Annotated in this window: 17 protein-coding genes; 4 read left to right on the top strand and 13 right to left on the bottom strand. The window is 43.4% G+C overall.

The genetic code is table 11. The features are described 5' to 3' along the window. Positions 1-204: 204 nt before the first annotated feature. A complete protein-coding gene (locus J7E32_RS21720; RefSeq protein ID WP_214911663.1) occupies positions 205-876 on the bottom strand; it encodes a response regulator in 672 nt (223 codons plus the stop codon). Between the two features lie 44 nt (positions 877-920). Then, on the bottom strand, positions 921-2,522 hold the full coding sequence (locus J7E32_RS21725) for an ATP-binding protein (RefSeq protein ID WP_214911652.1): 1,602 nt from the start codon (positions 2,520-2,522) through the stop codon (positions 921-923). Positions 2,523-3,071: 549 nt separating this feature from the next. On the opposite strand from J7E32_RS21725, the gene J7E32_RS21730 reads away from it, so the two are divergent. After that, entirely contained in the window at positions 3,072-4,064 is a 993-nt protein-coding gene (locus tag J7E32_RS21730; RefSeq protein ID WP_214911653.1) for an LLM class flavin-dependent oxidoreductase, read from the top strand. Between the two features lie 158 nt (positions 4,065-4,222). Here the strand turns inward: J7E32_RS21730 and J7E32_RS23085 are convergent, their stop codons facing one another. Next, the gene (locus J7E32_RS23085; RefSeq protein ID WP_286183691.1) at positions 4,223-4,351 is read right to left on the bottom strand and encodes a hypothetical protein; all 129 of its coding nucleotides are present in this window, start codon (positions 4,349-4,351) and stop codon (positions 4,223-4,225) included. 148 nt (positions 4,352-4,499) lie between these two features. On the opposite strand from J7E32_RS23085, the gene J7E32_RS21735 reads away from it, so the two are divergent. Then, positions 4,500-4,823 (top strand): BC1872 family protein, encoded by a 324-nt coding sequence (locus tag J7E32_RS21735; protein WP_214911654.1) that lies wholly within the window; start codon positions 4,500-4,502, stop codon positions 4,821-4,823. A gap of 47 nt (positions 4,824-4,870) precedes the next feature. Here the strand turns inward: J7E32_RS21735 and cydS are convergent, their stop codons facing one another. The 10 genes from cydS to J7E32_RS23090 form a co-directional block, all read right to left on the bottom strand. Beyond that, positions 4,871-4,969 (bottom strand): cytochrome bd oxidase small subunit CydS family protein, encoded by a 99-nt coding sequence (gene cydS, locus J7E32_RS23355; RefSeq protein WP_396654820.1) that lies wholly within the window; start codon positions 4,967-4,969, stop codon positions 4,871-4,873. Positions 4,970-4,981: 12 nt separating this feature from the next. After that, positions 4,982-6,007, bottom strand: coding sequence for a cytochrome d ubiquinol oxidase subunit II (locus J7E32_RS21740; protein ID WP_214911655.1), 1,026 nt, complete (start codon positions 6,005-6,007; stop codon positions 4,982-4,984). Beyond that, a complete protein-coding gene (locus J7E32_RS21745) occupies positions 6,004-7,350 on the bottom strand; it encodes a cytochrome ubiquinol oxidase subunit I (protein ID WP_214911656.1) in 1,347 nt (448 codons plus the stop codon). Before J7E32_RS21745 ends, J7E32_RS21740 begins: the two co-directional genes overlap by 4 nt. Before the next feature lie 280 nt (positions 7,351-7,630). Next, complete coding sequence (locus J7E32_RS21750) at positions 7,631-8,278, bottom strand: phosphatase PAP2 family protein (protein WP_353654095.1); 648 nt, start codon at positions 8,276-8,278, stop codon at positions 7,631-7,633. Between the two features lie 479 nt (positions 8,279-8,757). After that, positions 8,758-10,083, bottom strand: coding sequence for a UDP-glucose dehydrogenase family protein (locus J7E32_RS21755; RefSeq protein ID WP_214911665.1), 1,326 nt, complete (start codon positions 10,081-10,083; stop codon positions 8,758-8,760). Position 10,084: 1 nt separating this feature from the next. After that, positions 10,085-10,981, bottom strand: coding sequence for a UTP--glucose-1-phosphate uridylyltransferase GalU (gene galU, locus J7E32_RS21760; RefSeq protein ID WP_214911657.1), 897 nt, complete (start codon positions 10,979-10,981; stop codon positions 10,085-10,087). A 118-nt stretch (positions 10,982-11,099) separates the two neighbouring features. Then, positions 11,100-11,867, bottom strand: a complete 768-nt coding sequence (locus tag J7E32_RS21765) for a HipA domain-containing protein (RefSeq protein WP_214911658.1) — start codon at positions 11,865-11,867, stop codon at positions 11,100-11,102. Further along, positions 11,860-12,969 (bottom strand): glycosyltransferase family 4 protein, encoded by a 1,110-nt coding sequence (locus tag J7E32_RS21770; RefSeq protein ID WP_214911659.1) that lies wholly within the window; start codon positions 12,967-12,969, stop codon positions 11,860-11,862. Before J7E32_RS21770 ends, J7E32_RS21765 begins: the two co-directional genes overlap by 8 nt. A 44-nt stretch (positions 12,970-13,013) precedes the next feature. After that, positions 13,014-14,030 (bottom strand): serine/threonine-protein kinase, encoded by a 1,017-nt coding sequence (locus J7E32_RS21775; protein WP_214911660.1) that lies wholly within the window; start codon positions 14,028-14,030, stop codon positions 13,014-13,016. Positions 14,031-14,189: 159 nt separating this feature from the next. After that, positions 14,190-14,324 (bottom strand): hypothetical protein, encoded by a 135-nt coding sequence (locus J7E32_RS23090; protein WP_286183693.1) that lies wholly within the window; start codon positions 14,322-14,324, stop codon positions 14,190-14,192. Positions 14,325-14,402: 78 nt separating this feature from the next. Between J7E32_RS23090 and J7E32_RS21780 the strand changes: the two genes are divergently transcribed. After that, the gene (locus tag J7E32_RS21780) at positions 14,403-15,188 is read left to right on the top strand and encodes a hypothetical protein (RefSeq protein ID WP_286183694.1); all 786 of its coding nucleotides are present in this window, start codon (positions 14,403-14,405) and stop codon (positions 15,186-15,188) included. Positions 15,189-15,408: 220 nt separating this feature from the next. Beyond that, entirely contained in the window at positions 15,409-15,792 is a 384-nt protein-coding gene (locus J7E32_RS21785) for an SET domain-containing protein (RefSeq protein WP_214911662.1), read from the top strand. Positions 15,793-15,986 lie beyond the last annotated feature (194 nt).

Below are 15,986 nucleotides of genomic sequence, written 5' to 3' on the forward strand. Positions count from 1 at the left end.
CATAGAACTTTTGACACTACCGTAAAGATCAAACTTCCATCCTAAACGCTATATTAATTCAGAATAATTAAAATGTAACCGTTTACAATTTTACTTGCATAAAAATCTTTTTGGGTATTTTGTTCATTTTGTTCATGAGGCTTTCCAAATTGGATTGCAAATATTGAAATGCATATAAAAAACATCTCCTTAAAAGGAGATGCATCAAATCAAATAGTATTTTCGCTCGGGCCTTCCAACAATTCCGTATTCCAGTTCAGCCTTTGCCTTGCCTACAGAAATTAAGTATTCCAAATATCTTCTGGCCGTTGTTCTTGACGCACCTAAATGTTCACTTAAATCCTCCGCGTTAATGCCACTTGTTAATGAACTTAATGTTTCCTCTACTTTTTCAAGAGTTAACGGGTCGATTCCTTTTGGCAGAAAATCGGTTTCTCCGACAGCCTGCCCTCCGGTAAATACCTGGTCGATTACAGCCTGGTTAAATTCTTCATTCGACTCCATTAATTCCCTGCGCCTTACCACCTTTTCCAGAGCTTCCTTGAATCGTTCAAAAGTGACCGGCTTTACTATATAATCAACTACTCCATTGCGGATCGAAGGTTCCACTACTTTACGTTCCGTAGAAGCAGTAATCAAGATAATATCCAAATTCTCGAACCTTTTTCTTAAAACTGGCAGCATTGATACACCGTTACGGTCCGGAAGATAGTTATCCAGCAATAATACATCTACTTCTTTATTTTCCAAAAGCTCAACGGTTTCCTTTGCATTCAATGCTTTACCAACGACCGCAATACCATCAATTTTCTCTAAAAACTGTTCATGAATTGATGCAACCCTGAAATCATCTTCAGCAATAGCTGCCTTGATCATCACCATCACCCCTTCTCTCTGTGTTCTCAATCTTCCTGTAGTCCCTAATTTGCAACATTGTGCCTTTTTTTCGGCAGGTAAACGGTTAATATCGATCCTTTGCCTGGTTTAGATTCCACCTCAATGTTTCCATGAAGTTTGTCAATTGCCTGCTTTACAATTGCCAGGCCGTAGCCACGATTTTCTTCACCTTTCGTAGAAAAGCCTGTTTCGAATATTTTATCTGTTTCCTTGGCCGGAATCCCCGGTCCATTATCATATACTTCAATGATCAAGTCCTCACCAAGATCAATTGCGAAAAATGTCACCTCACCCGTTTTGTTCCCTTCTACAGCATCGAAAGCATTGTCAATCAGGTTCCCGATGATCGATATTACATCTGTATAGGGAATATGTGCGGGCAGCGGACCCATACTGCTATTCTCATCAATAATGAACTGAATTTTTTTCTCAGAAGCTTTTCCCAGTTTACCTAATAATAGTGCCTGGATTTTCGTATCAAAGATTTGGTCAAAAATAATTTTGTTCTGACTTTCATGAACTTCCGATTCTGCCTGGATCATTTCAATTGCCTCATCATGCTTGCCCAACTGGAGCAAACCTGATAGCACATAAAGCTTGTTGGAAAATTCATGTGTTTGGGCACGTAAATCCTCAGAATACCTTTGTACTTCAGTCAAAGTCTCGAGCATTTTATTGATTTCTGTTTTATCCCGAAATGTTGATACTACCCCGATTACTTCACCGTTTTCAAAAATTGGAGTGCGGTTAATGATCATATCTCTATTTCTTAATGTGATTTCATGATCACGATCCGGTTTTCCTGATTCCAGAACACGATAGACACCGGTATTTGGGATAATGGTTTCTATTTTCTGATTTAAGCTGTCCTCTTTTATATCTAATAGTTCCTTAGCAGACTGGTTAATCATTGTAATATAACCATCTTTATCGACTGAGATAATCCCTTCTTTTATCGAATAGAGAATTGCATTCCGCTCAAGATACAACGACGTCATTTGATGTGGCTCCAATCCTAGAGTTGTCCTCCGGATGTTTTTAGCCAAAAGATAGCTTGCGACAATTCCAATCATCACAACGATTAATGAAATGAGCCCAATTTCCTTGCCCCTCTGAAAAGCGTCCTCTTTCAGGTCAGCGATCATATAGCCAACTGAAACGATACCGACTATCTCGCCTTGCTGATTTCTGATTGGACCCTTTCCCCGAATTGACTGGCCAAGCGACCCCTTCGCCTTTGAAATATAAAACTCACCTTTTAATGCAGGGCTGTTATCTCCTCCAACCATTGACAAGCCAAGTTTCTTCTCATCTGGATGAGCATACCTGAGCCCGTCTTTATTTCCCACAACGATGAATTGCGCTCCTGTTTCTCTCCTGATTTGATTCATGAGTGGCTGAAGTGTTTTAGAGGGATCATCATGCTCAAAAGCCATAATAACTGTAGGCATCGAAGCTACAGTTCTAGCCAATTGAAGCGCCTGGTTTCCTCTTTGCTTTTCAACCTGCTTATATTCAATCACCAATGAAATGAAAAGGAAAATGGAGATGATAAATACCGTATTAACAATATTCGAGCCTATGATTTTCGTTTGCAAGGACATTGGAAGTTTTTTTCGTTTCATGACTCCCCCGGTAATAAATTATTATAAATCTATTAATATTCTAATAATTTTTACCGTTATTGTCACCCTAATCTATCAAGTTTGAAGGCCTTGGCGCTTTTACACATTGATGATGGAAGAACTATCGCTTCCAAAAGTGGTGATTCCCAGTTGGCTAGTATTAGTTTGTCTCTAGCCGAACGGGGAATACTGTTGAAAAAACTCTATTGGACAAGCCGGACAGTGTATTCGTGTTTTGTGTCCAATAGAAGGGCTTTATCGGACAATACCAGCGGCATCTTCACAGTTTTGTCCATTAGAAGGGCTCTATCGGACAACACCAAAGGGTTTTTCGCAATTCTCGTCCGTTAGAAGGGCTCTATCGGACAATACCAAAAGCTTTTTCACAATTTTTGTCCGTTAGAATGGCTCTATCGGACAATACCAGCGGCCTTTTCGCAATTCTTGTCCGTTAGATTTATAATTAGTGGTCACTAAAAAACTGAAGGTCTGCTCAATTCACAATTTGTTTCCATATGGGAGAAATCAACTTTTTAGAGAGGTGTTAAAATGAAATTAAGTGTTCTTGACCAATCTGTCATCAGCAAAGGGGATTCAGCTGGCCAGGCTTTAAGAAAAACGGTGGAGCTGGCAAAAATTACTGAGGATCTTGGGTATACCAGGTTCTGGGTGGCAGAGCATCATAATACTAATGGCATCGCTGGTTCCTCTCCAGAAGTGCTGATTTCCCATATAGCATCCAGGACTCGAAAAATCAGAGTAGGTTCGGGAGGTGTTCTGCTCCCGCAGTACAGCCCTTATAAAGTGGCGGAAAACTTCAAAGTTCTGGAGGCGTTATTCCCCAACCGGATTGATGCGGGAATAGGTCGCTCTCCAGGCGGGTCAGCCACGACAAGGCTGGCATTGACTGATGGGCTGCGGAAAAGTCTTAATGAATTTCCGAAACAGGTTAAAGACCTGCAGGGATTTTTAAGAAATGACTTACCTGGAGACCACCCATATCAACAGGTAAAAGCCTACCCAGAGATGCCCGGCTCTCCTGAATTATGGCTATTAGGGATTACACATCGTGGTGCAAGACTCGCAGCAGAAAACGGGACAGCCTTTACCTATGGCCACTTCATAACGCCGGTTAATGGTAAACGAGCTCTGGAACAATATTATCGGGAGTTTCAACCTTCGCCTTTACTGGATAAGCCTAAAGCAAATGCCTGTGTATTCGTCGTTTGCGCGGAAACCCAGGATAAGGCTGAAGAACTGGCTTTGACCCAGGATTTATGGCTTTTGCGAGTAGAAAAGGGGATGGATACGCGTATTCCGTCGCTGGAGGAGGCGAGGAATACTTCATTAACAGTTAGCGATCGATCTAAGATCATCGAAAATCGTAAACGGATGATTATAGGAACACCAGAAAAAGTAAGAGACGAACTTTTGAGGCTTAGCGAAGTATACAGCACGGAGGAGTTCATGATTATCAATAATTTGTATAGCTTCGAGGATAAGATAAATACATACGCCTTATTGGCTGACACCTTGCTTTAAAAAGGGGGAAATCCCCCTTCCTGTTATTCCTTTAAATCCTTTTTAGTCATTTCGCTTCGGATATTCACATCTTTAGATATATTTCGCTCTTTATTGTTAGGATATTTGTTTTTACGCTCGCGGTTATCATTACGGTTTGTCATGGTCATCCCTCTTTCTTATTTTTTACGGCTTTTGGCAGATTTGATGTCCTGGTCATTTCCTAACTCGCCGTTCGTGCGGCCTTTTTCCTTAGCGATCTTTCCGCCCAGCCTTACATTAGGCTGGCTGATTTCTTTTTCATTCATGTTTGTCACCCCCATTTTTAAGATGCTCAATTTTTAAAAATAAAATATCAGAAATTAAATCTTTGTCATTGCACAACGATTCTGTTATGTAATATAATTTATTTAAATAATCTGTTATATAACAATAATTAAGGGAGAGGTAGAACGAATGACTAAAACAGATGCAATTGCACGGAGGATTCTGGGCTGGAAGCTTAACCGATGGGATCGCTGGTTCGACTATGAAAAAGGTGTATTCATCAATGATTCTGAATTCCAGCCGGAGCATAACCTTGTCCATGCGATGCTGGTTGTTGAGAGACTGGAGAAGTTAGGCTACAAATTCTCATCTAATGGAGTTTCCGAGGCCGCTTTTAACCAGTTCAAAGGTACCGGCGAAAACCTGCCTGAAGCGATTACAAATGCTGCCTATGCCATCATTGAAAATGACTCAGTTGTGTCGAGTACGTCCTTGTGGCGTAAGCTTTCATAATGCAAAAAGAGCTGTCATCCACATCTTGGAAGACAGCTCTTTTGAATTTATTCCACCTTTTCATCCTTCCCTGCCAGCCAGAATGAGGCGGCAATCGATGCAATTATGACAATGAAAGGTGCGTAAAACATTGTGAATTCTGCCATTTGGCCAACCTCCTATGCATGGTCATTCCTTTTCCCCTGGACATAATCTTTATTGAATAAAAACAATTTCAGCAGCAAGTATAGTGATGGAAGCAGAAGCCCCAGCCCTGCTATGAACGCAATAATGAGCGCAATCGCCATCGCTTCATTTGTAAAGCTGTCGTAAATGCTGAGAAACGGATATAACAGATACGGGTAATGGGAAACGCCATAAGCAAAGAAAGCAACAAAGAATTGCCCGGTCAATAGTCCGAACGCCACTCCGTATGACTTGCGTTTCCCGATCAGATACACTGTTCCTAAAAACAGGATGAAAGAAATGGCAAACAGCCACGATAAATCTACCAGCCTGCTGTAATGCTCAGGATTATGGCCTTTGAGTTCCACGATGATGCCAGTTGCCGTCACGATTGCAGGCACAGACCAAATTAAAGCATATTTCCGGAGCAGCTCTGTTGCAGGTTCATCCTGTGCCTTATTCGCATACCAGGTTAAAAAGACGGCAGATATATATAGAACTGCCGCCAGACTAAGGACGACAATACTCCATGTCAATGGGCTGGTGAACAGGGCCCAGTAGTCCAATTCCACACCCGATCCAGTCTCTTCCACGAATCCTCCCTCTGAAATCGTCAGTACAATCGATAAGGAGGCCGGGATGAACAAGCCGGTAAGTCCATATAAATACGTATATCTCTTGTGCTTCAATCCACCGTATGTGGTGAAGGCGTAATAAGCTCCGCGAATGGCGAGCAAAACTACTCCAATGCTGGCCGGCACAAGCAGGATCGTTCCGTAGTAGTAAGCTGTTTTAGGAAAGAACCCGACAATTCCCACAAAGAAAAATACCAGGAATACATTCGTGACTTCCCAAACAGGCGATAAATAACGCTGGATAATCCCTGTCAGGATATGCTGCTTTCCCCTGAAAAGGCTATAGGCATTGAAAAATCCTGCTCCGAAATCGATGGAGGCGACGATGACATACCCAAAGAGAAAGAGCCAAAGAACCGAAATCCCTATAATTTCAAGTGTCATCGAAACTCACCTTCCTTCTCCAGTTCCCTGTCTGCCAGTTCCTGTTCAACTGTATTTTTCCGGAACATCCTGGTCAGCACAACGGTGCTGCCAATGGCAAGGATCAAGTATAACCCTGCAAACAGGAGCAGCATTAAATCGACCTGTCCGCTGGTCGTTGCCGCATCCTCAACTTTCATGATTCCCCGGAGGATCCAAGGCTGTCTTCCTACTTCAGCGAACCACCAGCCAAGTTCGATCGCCACCATGGACAACGGTCCGCCGAATACAATCAGCCAGCGGTACCATCTTGTTCTGATAAAACTCCATTTCATCCACACACCGACCACATAGACAAGCGACAGGGCCATCATCCACATCCCGATTGTCACCATTCCATCAAACAAATAATGGATATACAATGGCGGGATTTCGTCTTCAGGAAATTCATTCAGGCCAATCACTTCTGCTTTAGGATCGCTGTGAGCGAGAATACTGAGTGCATATGGGATTTTAAGCGCATATTTTACTTCGCCATCGTCGAGAACACCATACAACATCAACGGCGCCCCCTCATGTGTCTCGAAGTGCCATTCCGCTGCCGCCAGCTTTTCCGGCTGGTATTCAGCGAGGTATTTACCTGAGAAATCCCCTATCACTGCAGCCGCAATCGAAAAGATAAGGCCGATTTTCATCGTTAAAAATAACGCTTTTTTATGGTAGATATGATCCGATCCTTTTAAAAGCCGGAATGCGCCAATCGAAGCAAGTACAAATGCTGATGTCATATAAGCCGTCGCCAGCACATGAGCAACCTTTGTCGGCATCGCCGGATTGAACATGGCCAGAACTGGGTTGATATTGACCAGCTGTCCGTTGACAAGATCGAAGCCTTGCGGCGCATTCATGAACGCATTGACGATTGTGATGAACACGGCTGAAAAGGATGCTCCCACCGCTACTGGAATCAATAGCAGCAAATGTTTCTTCTGATTCTCAAACCGGTCCCAAGTATATAGATAAATGCCAAGAAAAATCGCTTCAAAGAAAAATGCGAATGTTTCCATGAACAGAGGGAGAGCAATCACATTGCCCGCCAGTTCCATAAAATTAGGCCATAGCAATGACAATTGCAAGCCAATGGCCGTCCCCGTCACAACGCCGACCGCAACGGTGATGACAAAGCCGCGCGTCCATCTTCTTGCAAGCAGGATATAATGCTCATCCTGCTTCCTGATTCCCAACCACTGAGCGATCATGATCATCAGCGGAATTCCCACTCCGATGGTGGCATAAATAATATGGAAGGACAATGTAAGCTCTGTTAAAACACGGCTGAAAAAGACTGATTCTTCATTCCCCATTCTTCAATACCCCTTTTCTATCCAGCAAAAATTCGTCCGATAAGAGACACTCCCATGATTGCAGCCACAATAAAGGCCAGCCACATAAGCACTCTTTCTTGTTTTTTATACATAAAGTCACTCCTAAAGTTTGTTCAATAAATCACATTTTTGCACAAGCCTTTGACTTAATCTTTTATACACTATAAATGTGAGAGAAATATGATATGTAATCCATTTCAGTGTCTTTCTTTTTCATTCCCGTTCTCAGGACGTATGAAACGAAAAAACAGGCATATTTTCAGTGTGCCCGTACACGTATTTCCGTCTTTTCTTTATACCTTTGAAAGAACCAGATAACAGCCGCGACCCATAGTCCGCTGGCAAGAAAACCTCCGATAATATCACTTGGATAATGCACGCCTAAATAAACCCTGCTCGACCCAATTGCTATAATCATGAAGGTACTTAGGAGGATGACAGCGATTCTCCCCATGCGGGTTGGTACATGACGCCAGAGCAGGAAAGCAAGGATACTGTAGAAAGAAAAAGCATTCATCGCATGGCCGCTCGGAAAACTGTATCCTCCTATTTCAATCAGCCTGTGGAAATCCGGGCGTTCTCGATGAAAATAGAGTTTAAGCAGTCTGTTCAAAATCGGTGTAATATATACAACAGACAGGAAAACGAGGATTTCCAGTTTGTGTTTTAACACGTAAAAAAGAAATAGAAATAGTGGAATGGTCAGGATCACGATGAATTTTAAAGAGCCAATATAGGTAAAGAGTTTCATGGCTGCTGTCAGGCCATCTGCTTCGAGCCCCTGCACCCCATCCATAACAACCCTGTCGAACATAACAAGATGTTCAGCCTGTACCAAGTAAGACATTATGATAAAACCGAATAACGAGCCAAAAAAGGCGGTTAAAAGCTGCAGATTAAACTTCACGAATCAGGTTCCCTCCCGTGCTTTTTTAAAGGCTGGTTTTCGTAAAGATTTTTGTTAAAATCTTAAAGCCGATTTTAACGTAATATATACCCATTTTGCAGGTCGGTATTAAGTTTGCATGCTCTTTTCTCATAAGAAGCGTCAACTTTACGAAGGAATATAGGCCCTTCACTGCAATTTGGTATTTAATAGCAACAAAGTTTGAGAAAAGAGCATTTTTAAATCACCCTTACTATTCCCTGTTCTTTCATTTTAAAAAACTCTTTGAGGATTACCTCATTATCAAGTTAGTAACATTCCAAAATTAAATAAAAAAGGAATGATTTTAATCATTCCCTCAAAAGAAAAGCGTAAGCGCCTTGGTTAGCCCCGACAAGCGCTGGAGGGCCTGACGGTGAAGTCGTTCTTTGACTTCATTGGCAGGACCGAAGCGACTCGAGGGGCTAGGCGCTGGAGCTGGACAATTCTCGATGTTAAGTTTATATTTGCTTATCTTTCATAATAACCGCCGGCCTCCCGACTGGATAATATTCAACTTGCCCGCACGCTTTGAGAATCGCTTCATCTATACAGTTCCTGCCATCAAAGATGATTCTCTGTTTCATAACATCCAATACAGCTTTGAAATCCAGCTGTCTGAACTCTTCCCACTCAGTGACAATAAACAAGGCATCTGCATCTCTTGCAGCTTCCAATGCTGAGTCAACATAGATGATGACATCCCCTATGACTTTCCTGGCGTTTCCGGCTGCAACTGGGTCGCAGGCCGCAACCTTAGCGCCTGCAGCAGTTAAAGCACGTGCAATTTTTATCGACGGTGCTTCTCTCATGTCATCCGTTTCCGGCTTGAAGGAAAGACCGAGCATGGCGATTTTCATCCCCTTTAATACTCCGAAACGTTTTAATGCTTTTCCTACAAGCAGTTCTTGCTGATGTTCATTGATGGCAATCGTCTCTTCCAATAGTGAAAACGGAATACCACGCTCCCTGGATGTGTGCAGCAGCGCTTTTACATCCTTAGGGAAACAAGAGCCGCCATACCCTATTCCTGCTTTTAAAAAAGCGGCTCCAATCCGCTTATCGTAGCCCATCCCTTTCGCCACATCTTCCACGTCTGCTCCTACGGCTTCACAAAGATTGGCAATTCCATTGATAAAGCTGATTTTCGTTGCCAAAAAAGCATTCGAGGCGTATTTGATCATTTCTGCGCTTCTTACATCCGTCAGTAACAATGGAACGTTTAGCGGCCGGTACATCTCCTGGATTTTTTCAGAGGCACTCGCATCGTCAGAGCCGATGATGATCCTGTCTGCATTCAAGGTATCCTGGATAGCTGAACCTTGCCGCAGAAACTCCGGGTTGGAGACCATCTTGACTTCAACGTTATTGTTCAGCTGCTTTTGTAACAGTTGCTTCAAATATTCATTCGTTCCCACCGGCACCGTACTTTTAATGACAACAATACAATCCCATCCGATATGTTCAGCAAGGTCCTTTGCGGCTTGCTCAAGAAAGCTCAAATCTGCCTGCCCATCATCACACTGGGGTGTACCGACGGCAATGATGATGATTTCCGCTTCGCTTAATCCTTGCTGATGTGAAGTAGTGAAGGCCAATCTTCCTTCGGTGGAGTTTCTAATAAGAAGTTCTTCAAGTTCCGGTTCATATATCGGGGACTTTCCTTGTTTGAGGGTATCTATTTTCCTTTCATCAACGTCTATGCAAACTACTTCGTGGCCGATTTCAGCGAGGCAGACTCCAGTTGATAATCCTACATAACCTGTGCCAAGTACAGCGACCTTCATGTCAGTCACCCACTCTCTTCATGCCCGTCATCTCATAGACATCCTTTAAATACTGAATGACATCATCCCTTGTATCTTCCCTTTGGAGTGCGAAGTCCACCGTTGCCTTGATGAAACCGATTTTATCCCCGATATCATATCTCTTGCCATCGAAATTACAGGCCAGGACTGCCTGACGTTTAGTAAGCTCATTGATAGCATCCGTCAGCTGAAGCTCTCCACCATGGCCCGCTGGAAGATTAGCCAGCACATCAAATATTTCCGGTCTCAGTACATAACGGCCCATAATCGCATAGTTTGAAGGTGCCTCATCTTGCGACGGCTTTTCTACCAGCGAATCGATATAGAACAGATTCGGCTCCAGGTTCGCACCCTTTGGCTTGATGATCCCATATTTGCTGACATCGCTATCAGCAACGCTTTGAATGGCTACGACAGAGCTATTGCAGTATTCGAATACATTGATGATTTGCTTCAAGCATGGGGTTTCGGACATCACGATGTCATCGCCAAGCAAAACGGCGAACGGCTCATTGCCGATGAAGCTTCGGGCGCAAAGGATGGCGTGTCCCAGCCCCAGCGCTTCCTTTTGCCTGACATAATAGATATTTGCCAGGCTTGAAATATTTTGGACCTCTTCTAAAATATCAAGCTTATTCTTTTTTAATAACGCATCTTCGAGTTCATAGGATTTATCAAAATGATCCTCTATCGATCGCTTTCCCCTGCCGATGATGATAATGATTTCCTCGATCCCTGAGGCGACTGCTTCCTCAACGATATATTGGATGGTCGGCTTATCAACAATCGGCAGCATTTCCTTTGGCTGTGCTTTTGTTGCCGGTAAAAATCGTGTCCCGAGCCCGGCTGCCGGGATAATCGCTTTTCGGATCTTCATATGCTGCCTCCCTTTTGAATTCCATAGTCTTTTATATTCAAAGGAACAAGCTCCCGACACGTTAAAGGCCTACCAGGTTACAAATAGACTATTAACGGTAAAATTAATAGGTACCTGACTATCCACGAAGAGGCCTGTAAACTTTTTTTATAAAACGGGGCAGCAGCTTTGGGAGGACCTTCTTGCGCCGCTTCAACAGCATCGCCACCATCGCTTTTTTCTCTTCCTTCATAACCATCCAGTCGTCAGGGATGGTAGAGACTATTTCCTCTATCAAAAAAATCGGGATAGTCTGGATCAACTCCAGGTGTTCAAAGAATTCCTCCTCCTGCTCTATGAAGGCTGCCATCAGTTGCTGGGCTGCGCTTTTCCTTAATCCTGTTGGCAAATTTTCAAGATTGGAAATCTCCCAATTATATGACCCAAGAATCTCGGCCTGGTCGATGATCCACAAATGATACATATCCTTCGCATCTTCCTCCAAAAGAATATTTTTGCGGGTCCGATCCCTGTTGCCAAGCCAATAATCTAGCAGGATGATGCCAGCCAGCGTCTCTGCATTCACAATCCCGGAAACACCCTTTACCTGGTGACCGTCAAGACAGTTCGGTACATAAAGAGAGGCAAATTGGAACTGCGTGGGAGTAAATTGATTGTAATCAGGAATCATTGCCGTAAATTCTTCGGGGATTTCGACCAGCATGGCAAACGGAACAGGCAAACCGAGGTATCTTGCCAGGCAATAGGCCACCCATTCGTTTGGCAAAGTTTTTTCAAACCCTTCCTGTAAAAATTTCACCACATAATCTCTGCCATCATCAAAGGCAATGAGATGGGCATTCGATTTCCCTTCTAATTTCCTTCGGTATGCCACAGGTTTAATCATAGCTGATCCCTCCATTCCCGCGTTCATGGACGATTTCATACAATAGATCGATATACTGATCAGCTACGACTTCAATTGCAAAATACTGTTGGACATGCTGAATGGCTGTTTTTGACATCTGCTGCTGCCTATCAGGGGAGTCAATGATGGAGTAAAGCTTCTTGACGGCATCATCGACATTTTGTCCGTAGTAGAGCATCCCAGTCTTCTCCTGGAGGACCAGCTCTGTGACCGGCATCATGTTTGATGCTACAACTGGTACCCCACATGCCATCGACTCAATAAAGGTGTTGCCAAAGGATTCAGACTTTGTCGTCGCCAGCGTGCAGCCTCCCGATTTGCGGATTTTCGCGTAGACGTGCGGCATTTGCTGATAAGGAATGACAGGATGCCATTTGACGATATCCGTCAGGTTTTCCTCCTGCCATTTCGCTGCGAATTCTTCCCGCTGGACGCTTTGCGCACCGCCGATCACCCAGAACTCAATATCATTTCGTTCAGCCTTGATTCTTTTGGCTACTTCCAGGAGCATCGGCCAGTTTTTCCGTTTATCCACACGGCCAATCCAACCGATGATTTTCTTGCCCTCAGGCATCACCGGTGCTTGATGATAATCGATCTCCCTTTCCCTCAATGGGCGGAAGAATGATGTATCCACTCCGTTATAAATCACCTGTACTGGTTTCGTTTCAGTTAATATGGAAACGACTCGTTTTTGATAATTGGAAGGGACAATGATGGTTTCAGGTTCAATTCCCCTGAAGTTTTTTAAATGAGGCTGAAGTTTGATAATTTCCGGGGTACGCGCTTCGATAATCACTGGACCTGTATATTTCGCCTTGCGGATCCATTTATAGGCATCCTTCGTATCGACAACGATAATCGCATCATAATGATTGGCTTGGATAATCCCTACTATTTCGTTTTCATCTTTCGTCAGGTAGACTGGAGCAATATCCTCCATGATATGAAGACCGCCATGGTCAGTCGTATACAAAAATTCGGTATCAATTCCATGCTTTTTAAAATAGATGGAACGATTCCTCCACCCGGCGTTCACTCCGCCAACAGTCAGCAGGCGCCAGATTACTAGTACTTTCATTCTGGTATCTCCTCTCTATAGATTGGGCATCCTCCTATCCTCACTTACTTTTTCCGTTTCTTTTTCTTCTTTTTCTTATCCAGGCTCTTCATGATTTTATCCCATGATGGGTCTCCAGCAAGGCTGTTCGTTTTTTCAGCGCTTTTATTAAAAAAAGAAGATAAATCTATTTGTCGCTGCTTCTTGTTTTTGCCTTTTAGCTTGCTGGCCTTTTTAGGATCCAATCCCATTTCTCTTCCCTCCCAGTATTCATCGATTTTATCCATGACCGCTTCAGGGTCTTCCCCGCGGGCAAGCATGGTTTTCACCCACTCTTCCTTGAACACCTTGTGCATCATGTTCTCCAGCTGGCGCAGATGGACCTTTTTATCAGAAGTCGTTAACAGACGATCGCTCAATTCCCGTAATTTTTCCTTATCCGGTTCCTCTTCAAGCAAAATGTAATAGATTTCGCGGGAGATGTTCTCCATCTCGATATAGTACTTCCATTCCTCATAAAGCTCCGGCTTCAGGGAATGCACATGCTCCAGGAAAATCTTCTTATTCTTCTCACCAAGTGAAGTCATCAGTTTCCGAGGGTAAGGATATACCCTGTCACGCCAAACGGCCCTGGCAACATCAATCACCTTCAGGCTGCCATCAGGCTGAAGATAGATCTGCCTTTTATGATGGTCAATCCGGTCATAGCCAATCTCCTTGAAAGTGATCAGCATATGGATCAATTTCAGCGACAGCTCCTCACTCAAAGGCTGGGACTGCAAATACTCCCTCACGTCGACACCCTTGATGATTTCCATAGCAATGTACAAATCGCCCTTCGCATAAAGCCGCGGAAAAAGATCCGATTGCTGGCCGAGAGAAAGAGCGTAATATTCCCGCTCACAGTCCTCTTCATTGCCGAAAACCTTTACACAAATATCATCACTCAATCTAAAAACAGCCCCCTGACGGCCTTTGCCGATCATCTCCAAAGGGGACTTATTCACAACGTCTACATCCTCATTCTCAAGATTCGTAACCTTGATTTCCTTCATGCATTTTTTCAAATACTTCGTATCCATAATGTTCCTCCTTGCTATCCTCAAGTTCCAGTTCTTAATTAATAAATTCAAGGTTGGCCAAAAACGGAAGGGCATGAATCTAGTAAAAGCAAAATGTGTGCAAGTAGAGATATGGCCGGCTATGGATGGCGGGCAATAATCGGGCTCTTCTCTCGATTTCTATCCGTCATAGACTTGATGACGGACAAGAATCGAGTTCTTCCCTCCTTTCCTGTCCGTCATGGCCTTGATGACGGACAAGAATCGGATTCTTCCCTCCTTTTCTGTCCATAAGGAAATTCGCAGCTGCTTCATTGTCAACCATCCAGTAATGGCTGGCGCTTTTTTTCTTAGTCGTGTAACGGTAAAATAGACATGAAAGGAAGTGGACAGATGGCAAATTCAGTTGCAGGCACTAATCAGTCGCATTTGACTCAATATATCCCGCCTAAGGGCATGTACGAAGACTTTGAGGATGAAGCTCATTATCTCGAGAAGGTTAAAGAATGGGGTTTGAGCACGAAGAAGGAATTTTGGTACAAAGACAGATATCAGCATTGTCTTGTGACGATAAAGGGTTACGAAATCTTTGGTGAAACAGCTGAATTCAATACTCTTGTAATTGAATTCCCTGATGGGAACTTAACTTGTATCCAACCTGCATACCTGAAGGAGATGCAGTCTTCCAGCTTCGGGAAGGAAATCATCCCACAAGCTTCAGGTGATGAAAGTGCAGCAGCAGAGGTGAAGAAAGAGAAGCCTAAAGCAACGGCTTCTGCGGCAACAGAAGCAAAAGCAGAAAAGCCTGCAAAAAAGGAAAAAGTAAAAAAGGAAAAGGTTCCTAAATTAGTGCTGCCAGAGGAAAAGGTTCATTTTACCGCGACGGTGAAGCAGTTTGCACTTAGCTGGAACCATTTCAATGAGAATAATGACGAAGTAGTCGTGTTCGAGAATGTCAGGATCGAGCAGGAGGAACCAATCGAGGTTGGCCTTGCATGGGGCTCACACAGCAAAACGCTGAAAAAACACGAACTGGAGCCGGGACAGCAGCTTGAATTCGACGGCAAGATCGTCAAAAAGAGTCTTCCAAAAGGCAAGGACGTCGAAGATGAATCTTTGCTTCTCGAAGTATCAGTAGCTTATAAAATCAATAACCCTTCAAAAATTAAAAAAAAGTAAGGATGGACTGGCCTCAAATGCCAGTCCATTCTTTAAGAAGATAAATTGGATCAGTTCCGGGCCAAGGAAATTATTGAATAAGCTCGTGCACGGTTAATTTCCCCTGTCAAGGAATGTTCAGAATGAACAATAATTTTATATAAGTTTGCATTTTTTTCAAAAAACCGTCATGCTAAAAAGGTACAAAACAACAATGTAATAGAGCGAGCAGGTGAAAAAAATGATTGAAGTTAAAACTTCTGAAATTAGCGATGGTGAATTCAATAGAGGGGTATTCGCAAAGCGTGATATTGCAAAAGGCGAATTAATCCATGAGGCTCCTGTGCTATCCTATCCGAACGACCAGCATGTCCATATAGAAAAAACGGCGCTGGCGGATTATGCCTTCGAGTATGGCATTAACCATTCTGCACTCCTCCTCGGATATGGAATGTTATTCAACCACTCATACGAGCCTAACGCAACGTATGAAATCAATTTTGACAATCACACATTTGATTTCTATGCCTATCGTGATATCAGCGCCGGGGAAGAAATTTTCATTAACTATAATGGAGAAGAGGATAATAACGATCCATTATGGTTCAACAAAGAAGAGGAATAAGAACAAAAAGCGCAAGCGCCTCGTTCAGCCCCGACAAGCGCTGGAGAGCCGCCCAATGAAGTCGTTCTTTGACTTCATTGGGCGGATCGAAGCGACTCGAGGGGCTAGGCGCTGGAGCTGGATTAAGAAAACTACATGCAGTTATCCACACCTAAATAATTTTATAATTTCCTCACTAGCGTTGCGTAAAAGTT

The sequence above is a fragment of the Bacillus sp. ISL-55 genome, from assembly GCF_018613155.1.
Taxonomy (GTDB): Bacteria; Bacillota; Bacilli; order Bacillales; family Cytobacillaceae; genus Mesobacillus.

Bases quoted from the DNA above. Each gene is read 5' to 3' on its own strand.
- cydS (WP_396654820.1), bottom strand. From the start codon at position 4,969: ATGGCAGAATTCACAATGTTTTACGCACCTTTCATTGTCATAATTGCA.
- J7E32_RS23090 (WP_286183693.1), bottom strand. From the start codon at position 14,324: ATGAAGCAGCTGCGAATTTCCTTATGGACAGAAAAGGAGGGAAGAATC.
- J7E32_RS23085 (WP_286183691.1), bottom strand. From the start codon at position 4,351: ATGAATGAAAAAGAAATCAGCCAGCCTAATGTAAGGCTGGGCGGAAAG.
- J7E32_RS21725 (WP_214911652.1), bottom strand. From the start codon at position 2,522: ATGAAACGAAAAAAACTTCCAATGTCCTTGCAAACGAAAATCATAGGC.
- J7E32_RS21780 (WP_286183694.1), top strand. From the start codon at position 14,403: ATGGCAAATTCAGTTGCAGGCACTAATCAGTCGCATTTGACTCAATAT.
- J7E32_RS21720 (WP_214911663.1), bottom strand. From the start codon at position 876: ATGATCAAGGCAGCTATTGCTGAAGATGATTTCAGGGTTGCATCAATT.
- galU (WP_214911657.1), bottom strand. From the start codon at position 10,981: ATGAAGATCCGAAAAGCGATTATCCCGGCAGCCGGGCTCGGGACACGA.
- J7E32_RS21740 (WP_214911655.1), bottom strand. From the start codon at position 6,007: ATGACACTTGAAATTATAGGGATTTCGGTTCTTTGGCTCTTTCTCTTT.
- J7E32_RS21735 (WP_214911654.1), top strand. From the start codon at position 4,500: ATGACTAAAACAGATGCAATTGCACGGAGGATTCTGGGCTGGAAGCTT.
- J7E32_RS21745 (WP_214911656.1), bottom strand. From the start codon at position 7,350: ATGGGGAATGAAGAATCAGTCTTTTTCAGCCGTGTTTTAACAGAGCTT.
- J7E32_RS21775 (WP_214911660.1), bottom strand. From the start codon at position 14,030: ATGGATACGAAGTATTTGAAAAAATGCATGAAGGAAATCAAGGTTACG.
- J7E32_RS21730 (WP_214911653.1), top strand. From the start codon at position 3,072: ATGAAATTAAGTGTTCTTGACCAATCTGTCATCAGCAAAGGGGATTCA.
- J7E32_RS21785 (WP_214911662.1), top strand. From the start codon at position 15,409: ATGATTGAAGTTAAAACTTCTGAAATTAGCGATGGTGAATTCAATAGA.
- J7E32_RS21770 (WP_214911659.1), bottom strand. From the start codon at position 12,969: ATGAAAGTACTAGTAATCTGGCGCCTGCTGACTGTTGGCGGAGTGAAC.
- J7E32_RS21755 (WP_214911665.1), bottom strand. From the start codon at position 10,083: ATGAAGGTCGCTGTACTTGGCACAGGTTATGTAGGATTATCAACTGGA.
- J7E32_RS21765 (WP_214911658.1), bottom strand. From the start codon at position 11,867: ATGATTAAACCTGTGGCATACCGAAGGAAATTAGAAGGGAAATCGAAT.